We start from the raw sequence: 17326 nt of genomic DNA on the forward strand, positions 1-17326 counted from the left end.
TTGTTTATCTGTGTATTGCTGTGTACTTGAAAGCAATGTCTGCCAGAATATTTACCTACTTGGCAGGCATCACCAGTTTGAAATCGATCACCACTTCATCGGCCACCAGGCTGGTGTCGCCCCATTCGCCATCGGCGCCTACCTTGTAATCCAGGCGCTTGACCTGGGTTTTACCAGTCAACGTGTGTTTGCCACCTGCAGTCTGAATTTTGACTGGAAACTTCAAGGGCTTTTTAATGCCACGGATGGTTAAATCGCCTGTGGCTTGAAGATTGTTTCCTGTGCCTGTTACACCCGTAATCGTGAAGGTGGCCTTGGGGTGATTTTTTGAATCGAACCAGTCTTTGCCAGCCACTTCCTTGTTGTACTCTGGATCCCCCAGGTCATAGCTCGACGTGTCTACACTCAAAGTGGCTTTCGTCTCAGCGGGTTTGGCCGGGTTGAACTGCACGTCACCTGCGAATTTCTTGAAATTGCCTGTTACCGGCACATTGAATTGCTTGAAGGTGGCCTTCACTTCACTTTGGCTTGTATCAATTGGCGCGGCCAGTGCCGGTGCTGCCAAACCTGCAAAAACCAGCCCAGCCACAGCGGCCGAACGGGAAAAAACTGATCGATGAATCATGTTGGGTCCTGCTGGTACTTGATTTGAATCTCGGTGATTCCCTACCGCAATAGGTCGTTCATCCTCAATCAACCTTCGCGCCCGGAATCATTCGACCCAGAACACGGTCCTTGTCCATAAAATGGTGTTTCAGGGCCATCAACACATGCCCTGCCACCAAAAAGACCAAACCTTTTGCAGAAAGTTCATGCAGGGTCTTGAACAAGTCTTTCAGTCCCGGGTCTTTGTCGATCAACACCGGTAACTCAATCACCCCAAACCACACCACAGGAAAACCCGATGCCAGGCTGTACAAATAACCGAACGTGGGCACCCCAAGCATCAACACATACAGGGCAAAATGCCCCAACTTGGCAAACAACACAGTGTTGTGTCCCCAATGCGCCGGGTACTTCGGTGTTTTTGACACCATTCTGACCACCATGCGGAGCAGCACCAGCGTGAAAAGTGTCACGCCCAGCCACTTGTGCCAGTTAAACAGTTTCAGTTTGAATGGCGTGATCCCTGGAATGTCCACCATGTACAAACCGACCGCAAACGCAGTCAGAATACCCAGGGCCATCAGCCAGTGAATCACCACCATCGGCAAACCATACCGGTGATTCTCGCTCAGTGCGCTTTTCAAATTTGTGTCCCTCTACCGTGCGTGCCTGAAGAGCCCGCAATAAATTGTTGGGCTCAAAGTCTTTTTCAAGATACAATTTACAGTTGTTTTAATGCTGCGTACACGCCTGTGCGGACAATACGCTTAGAATATGCGCAGCGTTTCGGTGGTTTTTAAACCCCCGGCTGTGTGTATGGCTAAAGCACTACAAAAGCACCGCGAGAGCACAGCAAGAGCACATTGGACTCACGTATCAACCCAGCGCACTCAATCAGGACGTCGTATGAGCGATTCGAACGAACACGAACTTCTAATCAAGACACCGAAGCAACTCATTTATGCGGTCGTCGCTTCCTTTGTCATTCCGATTTTTGTCATTATCCTGTTGGCCAACTACGTCAGCAGCAGTGAAAAACCAGCCGCTGGCAGCAATGCGTTTTCTGAAGAAGCGATTGCAGCCCGACTGGCGCCTGTAGGCACCATCGAATTTATAGACGCCAACGCCCCCAAAGTGTTGAAAACTGGCGAGCAGGTTTATGCAGCCGCCTGCGCAGCCTGCCACACCGCAGGTGCAGCCGGTGCGCCCAAACTGGGTGATCAGGGTCAATGGGCCGCTCGCTTGGGTCAAGGTTTTGACACCCTGTGGAAGCATGCCGTGAATGGTATCGGTGCCATGCCTGCCAAAGGCGGCAACGCAGACTTGGATGACATCGAAGTAGCCCGTGCCGTGGTCTACATGGGCAAAGAAGTGGGCGCTGATTTCAAAGCACCCGAACCCGCAGCTCCAGCTGAAGCACCCGCTGCTGAAGGCGAAGCCGCATCACCGGCCGCTGAAGCAGCCAAGTAAATAGCCAGGCAAGTACCGAGTACAAAAAAACCCGCTTTCACAGCGGGTTTTTTGTTGAGGCCTGCGGTTGAACCAGCATCACGCCCACGCCACGAAAAATCAGCATGGCGTTTTCAACCACATCGTCTACCGGCTTTTTACAGCCATCCAGGCTCCAGCGGGCAGCCATGTAAAGCACCGAACCCACCAAACCTGATGCCAACAGGGTTGAATCCAAACCCGACACACCACCGTCCTTGCGCTGCTCAATCAAGGGCTTGGCCAGGGTTTCCAGCATTTCGACAAAGCTGTACAAAGTTTTCAAAGACAACTCTTCCAGATGGCGGTTCACCGTCAACACCTCCACCAGCAATATGCGCGCAGCTTGAGGGCTTTCCTTGAACTGGTTGAAAAACACACCCAGCCCAGTTCGGGTGGCCTGCTCCAGGTTGTCGTCTTCCATGCCCAACAGAACTTGCTGCAACCTCTCACGCAGGGTGTCCGTGATGTGCAGGTAACAGGCCGTGAACAAGGCCTCGGCGTTGCTGAAACTTTCGTAGAAATATCGCTCGGTCAACCCGGCTTCCTGGCACAGGCCTTTCACTGTGGCTGCGTGATAGCCGCTAGACCCGAACACCTTGATGCCTGCCTCGATCAACTTCAGGCGTCGCTCTGCCTGGCGGATTTCATTGGACACACCGCGATAGCGCCGCCCGGCGGCCTTCGCGATTTGATCGGGTGCTTTCGCATTCATATTGGAGGGGAAACTCAAAAAATAGGCATTGACAGTATGCAGGGCCAACATTAAATTGACAACCACGATTGTCAAATTACAAAACAAGGTTCGGCCCAATTGTGCCGACAAAACCCGGTGCCTGCCAGCACGGGTTTGGGCCTTGTTCAACATAACGGAGACCGACACATGAAATCATTCAACGGCAAAGTGGCCGCAATCACGGGTGCAGCATCTGGAATGGGCCGTACCCTGGCCCTGCAACTGGCCAAGGATGGCTGCCATGTGTCCATCTCCGATGTCGACACCAAGGGCCTGGCTGAAACAGTCAAACTGGTCAAAGCTGCAAACCCCAACATCAAGGTCACCAGCCAGCAACTGGATGTGTCCAACCGCGACGCCATGTACGCCTGGGCAGATCAAACTGCGAAAGACCACGGCAAGGTCAACCTGATTTTCAATAACGCGGGTGTGGCTTACGCAACCCCTGTTGAACACATCGACTACGACAAGTTCGAGTGGATCATGGGCATCAACTTCTGGGGCGTGGTGTATGGCACCAAAGCATTCCTGCCCCACCTGAAGGCATCCGGTGAAGGCCACATCATCAACACATCCAGCCTGTTTGGCCTGTGCGCACAGCCCACCCAGTCCACCTACAACGCAACCAAGTTCGCGGTGCGCGGCTTCACTGAAAGCCTGCGTCAGGAACTGGACATGATGAACTGCGGCGTATCAGCCACCAGCGTTCACCCAGGCGGTATCAAGACAGCGATTGCTCGCAAAAGCGTGGCTTCTCCAGAAATTGAAGAATTCACTGGCGCCGATTCCGAGGCAGGCAAGGAATTCTTCGAGAAATTCTTCATCACTTCTGCTGAAAAAGCTGCAGACATCATTCTGAAAGCAGTCAAGGGCAACAAGCGCCGCATCCTGGTTGGCCCGGACGCCGTTGCAATGGACGCCATGGTTCGCACACTGCCTGAAACCTATCAGGCCATTATCGTCGGCCAGATGAAAAAGATGCGCGACAAGCAAATTGCACGCAAAAAGCGCAAGGCCTCAGAAAAACAGACCCAAAGCGCGTAAACACCCGCTTGGTTTTGCCTGCAGAACGCGGTTAGTCTAAAGACTGCCGCGTTTTTTTATTGGGTAAAGCAAACATGGAAAAACCAATGATTCAAAAAACCATCCTGTTGGTAGGCGCCACGGGCGTCGTTGGCCAAAGCGTGCTGCTGCAAGCGCTTGCCCACCCCCAGGTGGGCAAAGTCGTCGCCCTGTCGCGCAAGCCCATCACCCCACACCCCAAGCTGCTGAACCAGCTAATCGATTTCAACGCCATTCCCGAAGAAGCACCCTGGTGGCGAGCGGATGCCGTGGTCTGCACCTTGGGCACCACCATCAAGGTGGCCAAAACAGCCGAGCAATTTCGCTTTGTCGATTACACGCTGGTGGCCCAGTTCGCCTCACTGGCGGCCAAGCACAGCGTGCCCTGCTTTGTGTTGAATTCCGCCATGATGGCCAGCCCCAAGGCCCGTGGCCTTTACCTGCGTACCAAGGGCGAAGCCGAACAGGCTGTTAAAAACTCGGGGGTACCCGGCGTGGTTATTGCACGCCCAGGCCTGCTCGATGGCCATCGCGAAGAATTCCGCTTGGGAGAAGAAATTGGATTGGTCGCCAGCCGCCTGTTCAACCCATTGCTGCCCAAACGCCTGCGCAGTGTGAAAGCGGAGAAACTGGCGCGGGTCATGCTGGAGGAAGCACTGAAAGCCGAAGCTGGCGTAAAAGTGCTGGAGTCTGAAAGCTTTCAGTGAATCCGCAAACCGACATTCAAACTTGAATTTGCAAATGCGCGGTTGCAGAAGACTATTTAAGGCCCGACTTTCGTCAACAAGCCCTTCAATGCACTCAAGCGGTCCTTCGGGCTCATTTTGGGCGTGTCGTCGGGCAAATCCTTGTCGGTTTCCAGTTGAAGTTCCTTGATGAAACGCGATGGAAAACAACTGATCAGTTCCCGCGCTTTTTTGCGCTTTCTGCACCAGGTAATGTTCAGGCTGCGCTGGGCGCGTGTCACTCCCACGTACATCAGGCGGCGCTCTTCTTCCAGGCGGTCATCTGTCAGTTCGCGCCCTTCCCCATCTCCGAAGCTGGGCAAAATGCTTTCCTCGCAGCCAATCAGAAACACGTGGGGAAACTCCAGCCCCTTGGCCGCGTGCAAGGTACTTAGCTGCACCGCGTCGGGCCGGGTGCCGTCGTCTTGCCGGTCCAGCATGGTCATCAAGGCCACCTTCTGGGTCAGGTCAAGCAGGGTGATGCCCTCTTCCTCGCCCTTGTCGCCCATCCACTTCACGAAGTCGAGCACGTTTTGCCACTTGGCCTGCGCACCGCGCTCGTCCTGCTGCTCATACAGCCATTCCTCGTACTTGATGGTGGCCAGCAGCTCGTTGAGCAAATCACGCGCAGGTTCCCGCTGCGCTCGGTATTCCAGTTTGTTGATGTAGGTGCCAAAGGTTCTCAAGGCATCCACCATGCCGGCATTCAAATGACTTTCTGCACCGGTTTCAAAAATGGCCTCGAACAGTGACACGCCACGCGTGCCCGCATAGGTACCCAAGGCTTCCAGCGTTTTTTGGCCAATGCCACGCTTGGGCGTGGTCACCGCGCGAATGAAGGCAGGGTCATCGTCCTGGTTCACCAGCAAGCGCAGGTAAGCGATCACATCCTTGATTTCAGCGCGCTCGAAAAAGCTTTGCCCGCCACTCAGAATGTACGGAATTTTCTGGCGACGCAGCGCCTGTTCCAGAATACGAGCCTGAAAGTTGCTGCGGTACAAAATGGCATAGTCGCCGTACTTGGCGCGGCGCTCAAAGCGGTGGCCACTCAACATCATCGCCACCTGTTCGGCCTCGTGTTCGTCGTCGGCCATCGGGCTGATCACGATCGGCTCACCGGGGCCGTGTTCGCTCCACAAGGTTTTTGGAAACAGCTTGGGGTTGTTTTCAATCAGGCGGTTAGCAGCTTGCAAAATGCGCAAGGTGGAGCGGTAATTCTGCTCCAGCTTGATCACTTTCAGTTGTGGGTAGTCTTCGGTCAGCTGGCGCAGGTTTTCAATCGTGGCACCGCGCCAGGCATAAATGGCCTGGTCGTCGTCGCCCACGGCGGTGAACATGGCGCGTGGCCCGGCAATCAAACGCAGCAAGTCGTACTGGCAGGCATTGGTGTCTTGCACCTCGTCCACCAGCAAATAGCGCAGGCGGTTTTGCCAGCGGTTTCGCACTTCTTCATTGCTGGCCAACAGGCGCGTGGGCTTCAAGATCAAATCATCAAAGTCCACGGCCTGGTAGGCAGCCAGCGTGGCCTCGTAGCTTTTGTACAGGCGGGCAATGTGGCCTTCGTCTTCCGTGGTGGCTTGCGCCAATGCCTGGTCGGGGTCTACAAGCCCGTTTTTCCACAGTGAAATGACGCTTTGCGCCTTGCGTATCAGCTGTTTGTCGGTGGTGCCGTACAGTTGCTGCACCAATCCATAGGTGTCGGTGGCGTCCAGAATGGAAAAACGGCTTTTCAGGCCCGCGTGCTTGTGTTCTTCCCGCAAAATCCGAATGCCCAGGCTGTGAAAGGTACACACCAGCAAGCCCTTGCCCTCGGCGCCGCTCAGCAACTTGGCAGCGCGCTCTTCCATTTCCTTGGCGGCCTTGTTGGTGAAGGTCACCGCCGCAATGTTCTTGGCACTCACCCCTTGATTTTGAATGAGGTGCGCGATTTTCTGGGTGATCACGCGTGTTTTGCCCGAACCCGCCCCGGCCAGCACCAGGCAGGGACCATCCACATAATTCACTGCTTCACTTTGGGCTTTGTTCAGGCCAACAGACATACTGGGGGGACACCTCAGGGGAAGGCATTACTGTACCAGAGGCACTTAGAGATCCACTGGGTCCACTTCCAAAAACCAGCGAACGCCACCAGGTAACTCGTGCAACTGCACCAGCCACTGGGTGAGGAACCGATGCAGGGCGGGTCGTGATTCACTTTCGATCAGCATTTGAGCGCGCTCAATACCACCCACCCGCACCACCGTCAGCGGCACCGGGTCACACATGAACACCGGGTTGTCTGCATCCACCAAGGGTTCACCCAATTCCCGAGCAATGCTTAAAAACTGCAGGCAATTGGCCAGCTTCTTGTGATCCGCACGAATGGTGGCCTGGTGTGAAAACGGGGGCATGCGGGCGTCTTTGCGGGCCTGCATTTCGTGATGGGCAAAGGTTTCGTAATCGTGCGCCTTCAAGGCATCAAAAAGCGGATGCTGCGGGTAGCGGGTTTGCACCACCATGCGGGCGTCACCTGCCCTGCGCCCAGCCCGTCCTGCCACCTGCATCAACTGGGCAAACAGGCGTTCAGGGGCGCGATAGGCATGCGAATACAGCGACGCATCCACATTCAAGGCCAGAACCAGCGTGACATTTGCAAAATCATGTCCCTTGGCAATCATCTGGGTGCCCACCAGCACATCCGCTTCACCACTGTGAGCCTGTTGCAGCAACGCCTCCATCTGCCCCTTGTTGCGGGTGCTGTCAGCATCAATGCGCAAGATATTGGCTGTGGGCAGCAAACCGCCCAGGGTTTCTTCAATGCGCTGGGTTCCACGCCCAAAACCGGTCAGGTCCTGATTGCCGCAGGTGGGGCAATGCGTGGGCACCTTTTGACCTGCACCACAGTGGTGGCAGCGCAGCATGCGTTCATTCTTGTGCCACACCATGTGGGCGGTGCAGTGGTCGCAATTGGCCACCCAACCACAGGCATTGCACACCATTTGCGGGGCGTAGCCCCGGCGGTTCAAAAACACAATGCTTTGCTTGCCGGCTTCAAAGTTTTGTACAAGCGCCTGCATGGCAGGCTCGCTCAAACCCTCTTTGGCCGGGAAGTTGGCTGTGTTGATCAATTCCACCTTGGGCAGGCTGGCACCCAGCACCGCCCGGTTCTTCAAGGTGAGGCGCTTGTAAGCCCCCTGGTCCGCTTTCAACCAGCTTTCCAAGGCAGGGGTCGCAGAACCCAACACAATGGGCACCTCGCGCTGTTTGGCCAGCATCAGAGCCAAATCGCGGGCATGGTAGCGCATGCCATCCTGCTGTTTGTAGGAAGGGTCGTGTTCCTCGTCCACCACGATCAAACCAAGACGAGGCAGCGGGGTCAACACGCCAAGCCGGGTGGCAATGATCACATCAGCTGCACCCGTGGCCGCTTCGAACCAGGCCTTGGTTCGGGTCAACTCGGCCAGGTTGCTGTGCATCACCACCACGCGGTGGGGTGCCAGGCGCTCCTTGTACAGGGCCTGGGCAGCCGGGGTCAAATTGATTTCCGGCAGCAACACCAGCACCTGTTCCCCGCGCTTCAGGCGTTCTTCGACCGTGTGCAAATACACTTCGGTTTTGCCACTGCCTGTTACGCCATACAACAAGAAAGGCTGAAAACCCTGTGCATTGGAAAACTGTGCAACCGCCTCCCCTTGCTCAGGGTTCAGCACTGGCTTGTCTGCTTTGTCGGACCTGGTTTTGCCGGCTTTGCTTGCGGCAACGGGGTCACTGCGCTCGGCCAGCAGCTTGAATGCATGCTCACGCGACTTCGCCACCATCACGGGCTCTTCCCCGCGCGCATTCAATACCCGAAGCGCCTTGGGCAAGGCCTCAAGAGCAATCATGCCCAAAGGGTGGTGGTAATACCTAGCAGCGAATTCAATCAGCGCCTGCCATTCGGTGGTCAGGCACTCACCTTGGTCCAGCACTGTATGCACGGCCTTGATGTTGTCCGCCATTGACTGATCTGCTGCAACACCTTGTATCAACCCGATTCGGTGCTGTCGCCCCCACGGCACAATCACCCTCATCCCGAATCTGGGGGACGTATTATTCCCCCAAATGTAGGTAAATGCTTTGGGAAGCGGTGCAGCAACCAGCACGCTAACGAGCAGATTAAGTTCCGGGTTGGAATCAGGTGAAGTCGGGAGGCTTGGGTCTGTCTTCACAGCTCACTTTAAGTTCATGGACTAGCTGGCTTGAAATAAACGGATAACAAAATTTTCCCGATGTCAATGTGGATAACTTTGTGGACATCCGTGGATTATTCACACATCGCCGCTACATCAGGATGCGTGCCTTGTAAAGTGTAAATATTGTTAAGTGATATTTTTTCTATTTAAAACAAACACTTAAATGTGGGCTCTGCCTTTCAGCGCATCATGCAGTGCAAAAAAAAACACCTTGCGCGATGCGCCAAAAATGTGCATAACTCCAAATACTTACTGCCTTTGTTTACGGCTGTAGCTGTGGACAGCGTTTACCATCACTTCCACGCTCTCCGGATTGGTGAATTGTGAAATGCCGTGCCCCAGGTTGAAGACATGGCCCGCCCCGGCTTGTGGCACACCAAAACTTTCGAGTGCTTTGGCCACTTCCGCCTCAATTTGAGCAGGTTCGGCAAACAGCACATTGGGATCCAGATTGCCTTGAATGGCGCAACGGTCACCAATACGTGCACGCGCCTGGCCCAGGTTAACCGTCCAATCCACACCCACAGCACTTGCACCGGTCGACGCAATATCTTCCAGCCACAAACCGCCACCCTTTGTGAACACAATCGAGGGAATATCCTCGGTAAAGCTTCCCCGGTTCGCCTGCAGAGGCAAACTGGCTACAATTTTGCGAATGTAGTTCAGGCTGAATTTCTGAAAAGCACCATCGGCCAGCGCACCACCCCAACTGTCAAAAATCATCACAGCCTGCGCACCCGCTTCAATTTGGGCCCTCAAATACTGGCTGACCGCCTCGGTAGTCACTTCCAGAATTCTATGCATCAGGTCCGGGCGCTTGTACAACATGGTTTTGACCTTGCGGAACTCGCGGCTGCCACCGCCTTCCACCATGTAACAGGCCAGGGTCCAGGGGCTACCAGAGAAACCAATCAAAGGCACACGGCCGCCCAGCGCACCACGGATGGTGCTGACTGCGTCAGTGACATACTTCAGGCTGCTACCGATGTCCGGCACTGCGAGTTTGGCTACATCGTCTTCTGTGGTCAGCGGGCGCTCGAATTTCGGGCCTTCACCTTCTTCAAAATACAAGCCCAGACCCATCGCATCGGGCACCGTCAAAATGTCTGAAAACAGGATCGCAGCATCCAGCTTGTATCGGTCAAGGGGTTGCAAGGTGACTTCGCACGCAGCTTCCGGGTTGGTGCACAATCCCATGAAATTGCCGGCCTTGGCCCTCGTGGCCCGGTATTCCGGCAGATAACGGCCTGCCTGGCGCATTAACCAGACTGGTGTGTATTCAGTAGGTTCGCGGCGCAGTGCGCGCAAAAAAGTGTCGTTTTTGACAGGCTGGAAGCTGCTCATGGTCTTTGATGCTTATTCAGTGAATTCAGTTTAGAAACAGGCGCTGGTGCTCGGTTTTCAAGCAACGATCCATAACAAAGGGCAAGCCTGCAGCCTTCGCCTTGGCCTCAACCAACACATTGCGGATTCCCTGTTGAAGCCATACAGCACCCGCGCCCACATTCATGGCTTGCGCCAGCACTTCCGGGGTGTGTTCAGCACGGCGAAACACATCTACCAGGTCAATCTTCAAACCGGTTTCCTCAATGGCGGTTTTCAGGTCGGGGTAACAGGCCTCTCCCATCAAGCCACTGGGTCGACCCTGTAAAGCCGGGTTAATCGGCAAAATTCGGTAACCCTGGGTTTGCAGGTATTTCGCTACAAAGAAACTGGGCTTGTGGGCCTGCGACGAAAAACCCACCACAGCGATGGTTTTTGTATTTTCCAGCAACTGTTTTAATTCAGCGTCTTCCATATGAACTGCCCCAAACGGTTACCCGCTCAAGCTCTTGGTTTGAAGGCCTCCATTGTGCCTGAAAATCCGGTGTTCCGGACCCAGCCCAGCCCTTCACGGGTGGTGGCTTTGGGTCGATATTCACAACCAATGTCACCGCTATATCCCAAAGCCAGCAGTTGCTGATACACCTCTGCGTAATTCAGGACGGCACCGTTAACAAACTCATTTGCTGACGTTTCACCTTGGGGCTCATCACGTTTGGGCACACCTGCAATTTGCAGGTGCCTGACGCGGCCAGTGGGCAGGTATTGCGCAAGGGCAGCCAAAGCATTCCCCTCCGCTCGCTGGCAGTGGTACAAATCCATCTGCACGCCCAGGTTGGGCTGTCCCAAACGATTGACAAGTTCGTGTGCTGTGGCCTGATCTGCCAGCAAATACCCTGGAATGTCGAAACGGTTAATGGGCTCGATCAGCCAATCAATTGGTTCGCCCTTCATCGTGTCGGCCAGCCACAGCAGGTTTTTCTCGTAACAGGCCCAAGCCGTGGTCACTGCGTCGGAATTCTCAAGATCAACAATCCCGGCGAGTACATGTATTTTCTGCACCCCCAGCACTTGCGCGTAGCGCGCGGCCTGCTCTGCGGACCTTCTGAATTCGTCTCTTCGCTCAGGGTATGCGGCCAGGCCACGATCACCCGCCGCCCAGTCACCCGCCGGTGCATTGATCAGCACCCAGGACACCCCGGCAGAATCTGCTTTTTCGCGCAGCAGCGTGGCAGAGTAATGATAGGGAAACATACATTCGGCGTGCCGAAACCCGTCGTCTGCACAGGCTTGCAGGCGCTCAGGGAAATCAAACTCGGTGTACAGCCAGCTCAGATTGGCAGCCAGCCTCATACCTCAAACACCAATTGCGGATTGAAAAACGGGTTCTCGAAAACCTGCGGTGTAACTTGCACCTGTCCCCGTTCCATTTTCCGGGCCTTGCCCTTCTTTCGCACGTAACCCCGAGGGTTCACCAACACGCGGGTTTGGCCCCCGTTTTGATGAACAGTGTAATCGAACGAATCGTGCATGTGCCCATGCACCCAGACATCGGCCTTGCCCATCAAGTGACCCAGATCAGACACAAAAGCCGCGTTGATCGGGCTCAGGTTGAATCGGGGGTGAATACTTTGCGGGTGCGGTGCATGGTGGGTAACCACCACAGTTTTGCCATCAAAGGGCACCGCGAGCGCTGACTCCAGCCAGTCAATATTTTGTCGATGCAACTCGATGCCCATGCTGGGCGTGAATTGTTTGCCACGCAAGCGAATCAGTTTGTAGTCGGGTAAAAAAGCCTTTGCGACCAATTCGGCACCAAAGCGCCAGCCCGGTTGAATATTGAAATCAGTCCACAAGGTGCAACCCAAAAAACGAACGCCTTGAATGACTGCGCTGGTTCTTTGCAGGTAATTCAGCTTTTTTTGCGCAGCAAGTTCAAACAGGTGGTCATCCAGGATTTCGATGTCATGGTGGTAATACTCATGGTTGCCAGCCACATAAATGTGGTCAGCCTCCTGCAAGTCTGCCAAGGCTTGGAGTCCTTGAGTGCCCTGATGAATATCACCGGCTAGAATGATCAAATCCGCGCCATTGACTGGACGAGGTACCGCAGCCAAGGCCGGAAAGTTGCGCATCGTTTCCAGATGCAGGTCGGAATACAGAGCAATTTTCATTCGTGTATTCTAACCCGACCTTTTTGGGATAAATGACCTACACACCCTCGGTACGTAAGGCTTCGCCCATTTGTTCGATGCAGCGCAAAATGTGGTCTTCAAGCACCTTGGCTGTGATGTATCTCCAGTCCAGACGATTGATGAACACCAGCTTGCTTGTTTTGTCGTTGATTGCAAACCAGGTTGGAATGGGCGTAGACGAACCCATTTCCAGGTTGGCCTGCAATACCTTCAAAGCGGCTGCCAAAGTGTCTACGTGAAAGCGTTTCAACTCGATGTGAATATCCATCCAATGCACACCTTCCATTTCACCCGGAATCAATGCCACTGGCTGTTCATTGAAGAAAAACAAACGTCCATCTTTTGATTGTTCAGTGGGGCGTGACCGAGCGAGATCATTCAGTAAATCATCAAATTTCTTGTACATAAATTGGGCTCCTGTGTAGCCCTTTATGTCGTTGTATCCCAGCGGTAGTTCCAAAACCGTTAATGGTTGGTCCTGCCAAGAAAAAAGCCACGGCTTTCACCGTGGCTTCTAGTTGGCTTTTCAGCCTGCTTCAACCTGAAAGGTTTAGGCGACTTTACTGCTTAGCGTACTTTTCTCAAGCGCTTGATGGCCTGCAACTGTGCAATCGCGGAAGCCAATTCAGCCTGTGCTTGAGCATAGTCAATGTCCGCACTGCGATTGGCCAGTGCTTCTTCAGCCAAACGCTTGGCTTCAGTTGCCTTGGCTTCATCCAGGTCGGTACCGCGAAGCGCTGTGTCTGCCAGAACGGTCACTGAGTTGGGTTGAACTTCCAACACACCGCCATTCACAAACACCACCACTTCTTCGGCCTGACCTGCAATCTTGATGCGAACTGTACCGGGCTTGATGCGTGTAATCAGCGGGGTGTGGCGTGGGAAAATACCCAGCTCACCCTGCTCTCCGGGCAAAGCAACAAATTCTGCTTCGCCTTCGAAGATTGATTCTTCCGCACTCACCACATCCACGTGGATTGTCGACATACTCATTTCCTTTGTGATGGGCACCGGTCTTGGCTTTCACCTTGACCGGCACACGACACACCAGTCGGATTACTGAATTTTCTTGGCTTTTTCGAAAGCTTCGTCGATGGTACCAACCATGTAGAAAGCCTGCTCTGGCAAGTGATCACACTCACCGTTCACAATCATCTTGAAGCCGCGAATGGTTTCTTTCAGTGACACGTACTTGCCGGGTGAACCGGTAAACACTTCAGCCACAGTGAAAGGCTGTGACAGGAAACGCTGGATTTTACGCGCACGAGCCACGGCCAGCTTGTCTTCTGGAGACAATTCGTCCATACCCAAAATCGCGATAATGTCGCGCAGTTCCTTGTAACGCTGCAGAGTTTGCTGAACGCCACGGGCCACGTTGTAGTGCTCTTCACCAATGATGTTGGGATCTACCTGGCGTGATGTGGAATCCAGTGGATCTACCGCTGGGTAGATACCCAGTGATGCGATGTCACGAGACAACACAACTGTCGCGTCCAAGTGAGCAAACGTTGTAGCAGGTGACGGGTCGGTCAAGTCATCCGCAGGAACGTAAACAGCTTGCACGGAAGTAATGGAACCCTTCTTGGTCGAAGTAATACGCTCTTGCAAGCGACCCATTTCTTCGGCCAGTGTTGGCTGGTAACCCACCGCTGATGGCATACGACCCAGCAACGCGGACACTTCAGTACCGGCCAATGTAAAGCGGTAGATGTTGTCCACGAACAGCAGAACGTCACGGCCTTCGTCACGGAAGTATTCAGCCATGGTCAAGCCAGTCAACGCAACGCGCAGACGGTTGCCGGGAGGCTCGTTCATCTGGCCATAAACCAGTGCAACCTTGTCCAGAACGTTGGAGTCCTTCATCTCGTGGTAGAAGTCGTTACCCTCACGAGTACGCTCACCCACACCGGCGAACACGGAATAACCACCGTGCTGCTTGGCGATGTTGTTGATCAACTCCATCATGTTCACGGTCTTGCCCACACCCGCACCACCGAACAAGCCTACCTTGCCGCCTTTGGCGAACGGGCAGATCAAGTCAATCACCTTGATGCCGGTTTCGAGCAGTTCTGTCGAAGGTGACAGCTCGTCGAAAGCAGGTGCATTCTGGTGAATGGCACGTGTTGACTCAGTGGTCACAGGACCGGCTTCGTCGATTGGGCGACCCAATACGTCCATGATACGGCCCAGTGTGCCTTGGCCCACGGGTACGGAGATTGGCTTGCCTGTGTTGGTCACAGCCATGCCACGGCGCAGGCCGTCTGATGCACCCAAACAGATGGTACGAACCACACCGTCGCCCAGCTGCTGCTGAACTTCCAGTGTCAATTCGGAACCTTCCATGGTTAGCGCGTCGTACACTTTCGGCATGTTGTTGCGTGAAAACTCAACGTCAATAACCGCGCCGATACACTGTACGATTTTTCCTTCGTTTGTCGCAGTACTCATCGTTATTTCCTTAATTCAAAATCGTCCCGAACTTCCGCTTACACAGCCGCCGCGCCGCCGACGATCTCTGCCAATTCTTTCGTAATGGCAGCCTGACGGGCTTTGTTGTAGGTAAGTTGCAGTTCACTGATCACATTCTTGGCGTTGTCTGACGCTGCCTTCATCGCAACCATACGTGCTGATTGTTCTGAAGCCATGTTTTCTGCCACAGCCTGGTACACCAATGCTTCGATGTAACGCAGCAGCAAATCGTCAATGACGGCCTTCGCATCCGGCTCATAGATGTAGTCCCACGATGTGGAGCCTTCATCGGCTTGCAGCCTTTCACCGCCCAAGGGCAGCAATTGCTCGAACACTGCTTCCTGCTTCATGGTGTTGACAAAGCGGGTGTATGCCAGATAAACCGCATCCACTTCGCCTGCAACATAGGCATCAAGTTGTACCTTGATTGCACCGATCAATGCTTCCAGGTGGGGCTTGTCACCAAGTCCGGTAACCTTGGAAGTCACTTCAACACCAATCCGGTTAAAAAAGCCAGCGCCCTTTGTACCGATTGCGGTTGCCCGTACTTTTGCACCCTTGGCGCCAAACTCCTGAAACTTGCTGGTCACCAGTCGAAGGATGTTGGTGTTCAAGCCACCGCACAAGCCTTTGTCTGTTGTTACAACAATCGCAGCAACGTTCTTGATTTCGTTGCGCTCCACCATGTATTCATGGCGGTAATCAGGGTTTGCCTTGGCCAGGTTGGCGCAAATGTTACGAACCTTGTCCGCATAGGGACGAGCCGAACGCATACGGTCCTGGGCTTTGCGCATTTTGGACGCAGCCACCATTTCCATCGCCTTCGTGATCTTTCGCGTGTTTTGCACGCTCTTGATCTTGGTCCGGATTTCCTTCATTCCTGACATCGTATTTCCTCCAATGACCGGGAAGGTACAAGACCTTCCGGGTTATGCGGTGGGTACAATCAGATCGCTCTGATTAATACGCGCCAGTTTTCTTGAATGATTTCACGGCCTCGTGCAGCTTTGGCTCGTCGTCTTTCGACAACTCGTAAGTCTGCTCGATACGATCGATCAGGTCCTTGTGGCTTGTCTGCATGAACTGGCGCAGAGAAACCTCGAAAGGAAGAACGTTCGCAACCTCGACATCATCCAAATAACCATTGTTGATTGCGAACAGAGCCAGTGCCATTTCCCATGTTTTCAATGGGGCATACTGGGGCTGTTTCAGCAATTCAACCACACGGCGGCCACGTTCCAGCTGGCGGCGGGTTGCTTCGTCCAAGTCGGAAGCAAACTGCGCAAACGCAGCCAATTCACGGTACTGGGCCAAGTCGGTACGGATACCGCCTGACAGCTTTTTGACCACCTTGGTCTGCGCTGCACCACCCACGCGAGACACGGAAATACCCGCGTTGATCGCTGGACGGATACCGGCGTTGAACAAGTCGGTTTCCAAAAAGATCTGGCCGTCAGTAATCGAAATTACGTTGGTTGGAACGAAGGCAGTAACGTCACCAGCCTGGGTTTCAATAATTGGCAGGGCGGTCAATGAACCGGTCTTGCCCTTTACTTCACCCTTGGTGAATTTTTCAACGTATTCAGCGTTCACGCGTGATGCGCGCTCGAGCAAACGGCTGTGCAGGTAGAACACGTCTCCTGGGTAAGCTTCGCGACCTGGTGGGCGACGCAGCAACAGGGAAATCTGACGGTAAGCCACGGCTTGCTTGGACAGGTCATCGTACACAATCAGGGCATCTTCACCGCGATCGCGGAAGTATTCGCCCATGGTGCAGCCAGAGTAAGGAGCCAGATATTGCATGGCTGCTGACTCGGAAGCTGAGGCCACCACAACAATGGTGTACTCCAGTGCGCCAAACTCTTCGAGTTTGCGAATCACGTTCACGATGGAGGAGGCTTTCTGACCCACTGCCACGTACACGCAAGTTACGCCTGTGCCTTTCTGGTTGATGATCGCGTCGATCGCCACGGCTGTTTTACCAGTCTGACGGTCACCAATGATCAATTCGCGCTGACCACGGCCAACAGGAACCATGGCATCAATCGCTTTCACGCCGGTTTGCAGTGGCTGGTCTACTGATTTACGCTCAATAACGCCAGGGGCCACTTTTTCGATCACATCTGTCATCTTGGCGTTGACTGGGCCCTTGCCGTCAATAGGCACACCCAATGCATTCACCACACGACCACGCAACTCGGGACCTACGGGTACTTCCAGAATGCGGCCGGTACACTTGACCATGTCGCCTTCAGAAATGTGCTCGTAAGAACCCAAAATAACGACACCCACGGAATCACGTTCCAGGTTGAGCGCCAAACCAAAGGTGTTGCCAGGAAATTCCAGCATTTCACCCTGCATTACATCTGACAAACCATGAACGCGGCAAATACCGTCGCTCACGGACACTACAGTACCTTGTGTCCGGATGTCGGCCGATGATCCGAGGCCTTCGATCCGGCTCTTGATCAGTTCACTGATCTCAGAGGGATTAATCTGCATATTGATTGC

The 17326-nt window shown here is 54.1% G+C and carries 17 protein-coding genes; 3 read left to right on the top strand and 14 right to left on the bottom strand.

Annotated features, from left to right (window positions below; genetic code table 11):
* Nucleotides 1-55: 55 nt before the first annotated feature.
* Together RGQ30_RS15940 and RGQ30_RS15945 are read right to left on the bottom strand one after the other, a co-directional pair.
* Entirely contained in the window at nucleotides 56-625 is a 570-nt protein-coding gene (locus tag RGQ30_RS15940) for a YceI family protein (RefSeq protein WP_130557282.1), read from the bottom strand.
* A 64-nt stretch (nucleotides 626-689) separates the two neighbouring features.
* On the bottom strand, nucleotides 690-1250 hold the full coding sequence (locus RGQ30_RS15945) for a cytochrome b (RefSeq protein WP_298218270.1): 561 nt from the start codon (nucleotides 1248-1250) through the stop codon (nucleotides 690-692).
* 262 nt (nucleotides 1251-1512) lie between these two features.
* Here RGQ30_RS15945 and RGQ30_RS15950 point away from each other — a divergent pair, with 262 nt between their 5' ends.
* The gene (locus RGQ30_RS15950) at nucleotides 1513-2076 is read left to right on the top strand and encodes a c-type cytochrome (RefSeq protein ID WP_130557281.1); all 564 of its coding nucleotides are present in this window, start codon (nucleotides 1513-1515) and stop codon (nucleotides 2074-2076) included.
* Between the two features lie 37 nt (nucleotides 2077-2113).
* Here the strand turns inward: RGQ30_RS15950 and RGQ30_RS15955 are convergent, their stop codons facing one another.
* A complete protein-coding gene (locus RGQ30_RS15955) occupies nucleotides 2114-2809 on the bottom strand; it encodes a TetR/AcrR family transcriptional regulator (protein ID WP_298218273.1) in 696 nt (231 codons plus the stop codon).
* A gap of 168 nt (nucleotides 2810-2977) precedes the next feature.
* Between RGQ30_RS15955 and RGQ30_RS15960 the strand changes: the two genes are divergently transcribed.
* Complete coding sequence (locus tag RGQ30_RS15960; RefSeq protein ID WP_130557279.1) at nucleotides 2978-3874, top strand: SDR family NAD(P)-dependent oxidoreductase; 897 nt, start codon at nucleotides 2978-2980, stop codon at nucleotides 3872-3874.
* A gap of 86 nt (nucleotides 3875-3960) precedes the next feature.
* The gene (locus RGQ30_RS15965) at nucleotides 3961-4599 is read left to right on the top strand and encodes an NAD(P)H-binding protein (protein ID WP_298218276.1); all 639 of its coding nucleotides are present in this window, start codon (nucleotides 3961-3963) and stop codon (nucleotides 4597-4599) included.
* A 56-nt stretch (nucleotides 4600-4655) separates the two neighbouring features.
* Here the strand turns inward: RGQ30_RS15965 and RGQ30_RS15970 are convergent, their stop codons facing one another.
* From RGQ30_RS15970 to atpA, 11 genes are all read right to left on the bottom strand, one after another.
* Nucleotides 4656-6656, bottom strand: coding sequence for a UvrD-helicase domain-containing protein (locus RGQ30_RS15970; protein WP_130557277.1), 2001 nt, complete (start codon nucleotides 6654-6656; stop codon nucleotides 4656-4658).
* Nucleotides 6657-6701: 45 nt separating this feature from the next.
* Nucleotides 6702-8738 (bottom strand): primosomal protein N', encoded by a 2037-nt coding sequence (locus tag RGQ30_RS15975; protein ID WP_420915182.1) that lies wholly within the window; start codon nucleotides 8736-8738, stop codon nucleotides 6702-6704.
* A 339-nt stretch (nucleotides 8739-9077) separates the two neighbouring features.
* Nucleotides 9078-10172 (bottom strand): uroporphyrinogen decarboxylase, encoded by a 1095-nt coding sequence (hemE, locus tag RGQ30_RS15980; protein WP_130557276.1) that lies wholly within the window; start codon nucleotides 10170-10172, stop codon nucleotides 9078-9080.
* A gap of 25 nt (nucleotides 10173-10197) precedes the next feature.
* On the bottom strand, nucleotides 10198-10626 hold the full coding sequence (locus tag RGQ30_RS15985; protein WP_130557275.1) for a CoA-binding protein: 429 nt from the start codon (nucleotides 10624-10626) through the stop codon (nucleotides 10198-10200).
* Nucleotides 10627-10652: 26 nt separating this feature from the next.
* Nucleotides 10653-11504 carry a hydroxypyruvate isomerase family protein gene (locus RGQ30_RS15990; RefSeq protein WP_130557274.1) on the bottom strand — a complete coding sequence of 284 codons (852 nt, stop codon included), beginning with the start codon at nucleotides 11502-11504 and terminating at the stop codon, nucleotides 10653-10655.
* A complete protein-coding gene (locus RGQ30_RS15995) occupies nucleotides 11501-12325 on the bottom strand; it encodes a metallophosphoesterase (RefSeq protein WP_130557273.1) in 825 nt (274 codons plus the stop codon). The genes RGQ30_RS15990 and RGQ30_RS15995 overlap by 4 nt, the downstream gene beginning before the upstream one ends.
* A 37-nt stretch (nucleotides 12326-12362) precedes the next feature.
* Nucleotides 12363-12752, bottom strand: a complete 390-nt coding sequence (locus RGQ30_RS16000) for a hypothetical protein (RefSeq protein ID WP_130557272.1) — start codon at nucleotides 12750-12752, stop codon at nucleotides 12363-12365.
* Nucleotides 12753-12913: 161 nt separating this feature from the next.
* Nucleotides 12914-13333: a F0F1 ATP synthase subunit epsilon gene (locus tag RGQ30_RS16005; RefSeq protein ID WP_130557271.1), complete on the bottom strand. Its 420-nt coding sequence runs from the start codon at nucleotides 13331-13333 to the stop codon at nucleotides 12914-12916.
* Between the two features lie 69 nt (nucleotides 13334-13402).
* Nucleotides 13403-14794, bottom strand: coding sequence for a F0F1 ATP synthase subunit beta (gene atpD, locus RGQ30_RS16010; protein WP_130557270.1), 1392 nt, complete (start codon nucleotides 14792-14794; stop codon nucleotides 13403-13405).
* Nucleotides 14795-14832: 38 nt separating this feature from the next.
* Complete coding sequence (gene atpG / locus RGQ30_RS16015) at nucleotides 14833-15702, bottom strand: F0F1 ATP synthase subunit gamma (protein WP_130557269.1); 870 nt, start codon at nucleotides 15700-15702, stop codon at nucleotides 14833-14835.
* Nucleotides 15703-15775: 73 nt separating this feature from the next.
* The gene (gene atpA / locus RGQ30_RS16020; protein WP_130557268.1) at nucleotides 15776-17317 is read right to left on the bottom strand and encodes a F0F1 ATP synthase subunit alpha; all 1542 of its coding nucleotides are present in this window, start codon (nucleotides 17315-17317) and stop codon (nucleotides 15776-15778) included.
* Nucleotides 17318-17326 lie beyond the last annotated feature (9 nt).

The organism is Limnobacter thiooxidans, from assembly GCF_036323495.1.
In the GTDB taxonomy this organism is placed as follows: Bacteria; Pseudomonadota; Gammaproteobacteria; order Burkholderiales; family Burkholderiaceae_B; genus Limnobacter; species Limnobacter thiooxidans.

Excerpts from the sequence above, each read along its gene's own strand:
- RGQ30_RS15940 (WP_130557282.1), bottom strand. The coding sequence starts at position 625 with ATGATTCATCGATCAGTTTTTTCCCGTTCGGCCGCTGTGGCTGGGCTG.
- RGQ30_RS15950 (WP_130557281.1), top strand. The coding sequence starts at position 1,513 with ATGAGCGATTCGAACGAACACGAACTTCTAATCAAGACACCGAAGCAA.
- RGQ30_RS15955 (WP_298218273.1), bottom strand. The coding sequence starts at position 2,809 with ATGAATGCGAAAGCACCCGATCAAATCGCGAAGGCCGCCGGGCGGCGC.
- RGQ30_RS15960 (WP_130557279.1), top strand. The coding sequence starts at position 2,978 with ATGAAATCATTCAACGGCAAAGTGGCCGCAATCACGGGTGCAGCATCT.
- RGQ30_RS15965 (WP_298218276.1), top strand. The coding sequence starts at position 3,961 with ATGATTCAAAAAACCATCCTGTTGGTAGGCGCCACGGGCGTCGTTGGC.
- RGQ30_RS15970 (WP_130557277.1), bottom strand. The coding sequence starts at position 6,656 with ATGTCTGTTGGCCTGAACAAAGCCCAAAGTGAAGCAGTGAATTATGTG.
- hemE (WP_130557276.1), bottom strand. The coding sequence starts at position 10,172 with ATGAGCAGCTTCCAGCCTGTCAAAAACGACACTTTTTTGCGCGCACTG.
- RGQ30_RS15985 (WP_130557275.1), bottom strand. The coding sequence starts at position 10,626 with ATGGAAGACGCTGAATTAAAACAGTTGCTGGAAAATACAAAAACCATC.
- RGQ30_RS15990 (WP_130557274.1), bottom strand. The coding sequence starts at position 11,504 with ATGAGGCTGGCTGCCAATCTGAGCTGGCTGTACACCGAGTTTGATTTC.
- RGQ30_RS15995 (WP_130557273.1), bottom strand. The coding sequence starts at position 12,325 with ATGAAAATTGCTCTGTATTCCGACCTGCATCTGGAAACGATGCGCAAC.
- RGQ30_RS16000 (WP_130557272.1), bottom strand. The coding sequence starts at position 12,752 with ATGTACAAGAAATTTGATGATTTACTGAATGATCTCGCTCGGTCACGC.
- RGQ30_RS16005 (WP_130557271.1), bottom strand. The coding sequence starts at position 13,333 with ATGTCGACAATCCACGTGGATGTGGTGAGTGCGGAAGAATCAATCTTC.
- atpD (WP_130557270.1), bottom strand. The coding sequence starts at position 14,794 with ATGAGTACTGCGACAAACGAAGGAAAAATCGTACAGTGTATCGGCGCG.
- atpG (WP_130557269.1), bottom strand. The coding sequence starts at position 15,702 with ATGTCAGGAATGAAGGAAATCCGGACCAAGATCAAGAGCGTGCAAAAC.
- atpA (WP_130557268.1), bottom strand. The coding sequence starts at position 17,317 with ATGCAGATTAATCCCTCTGAGATCAGTGAACTGATCAAGAGCCGGATC.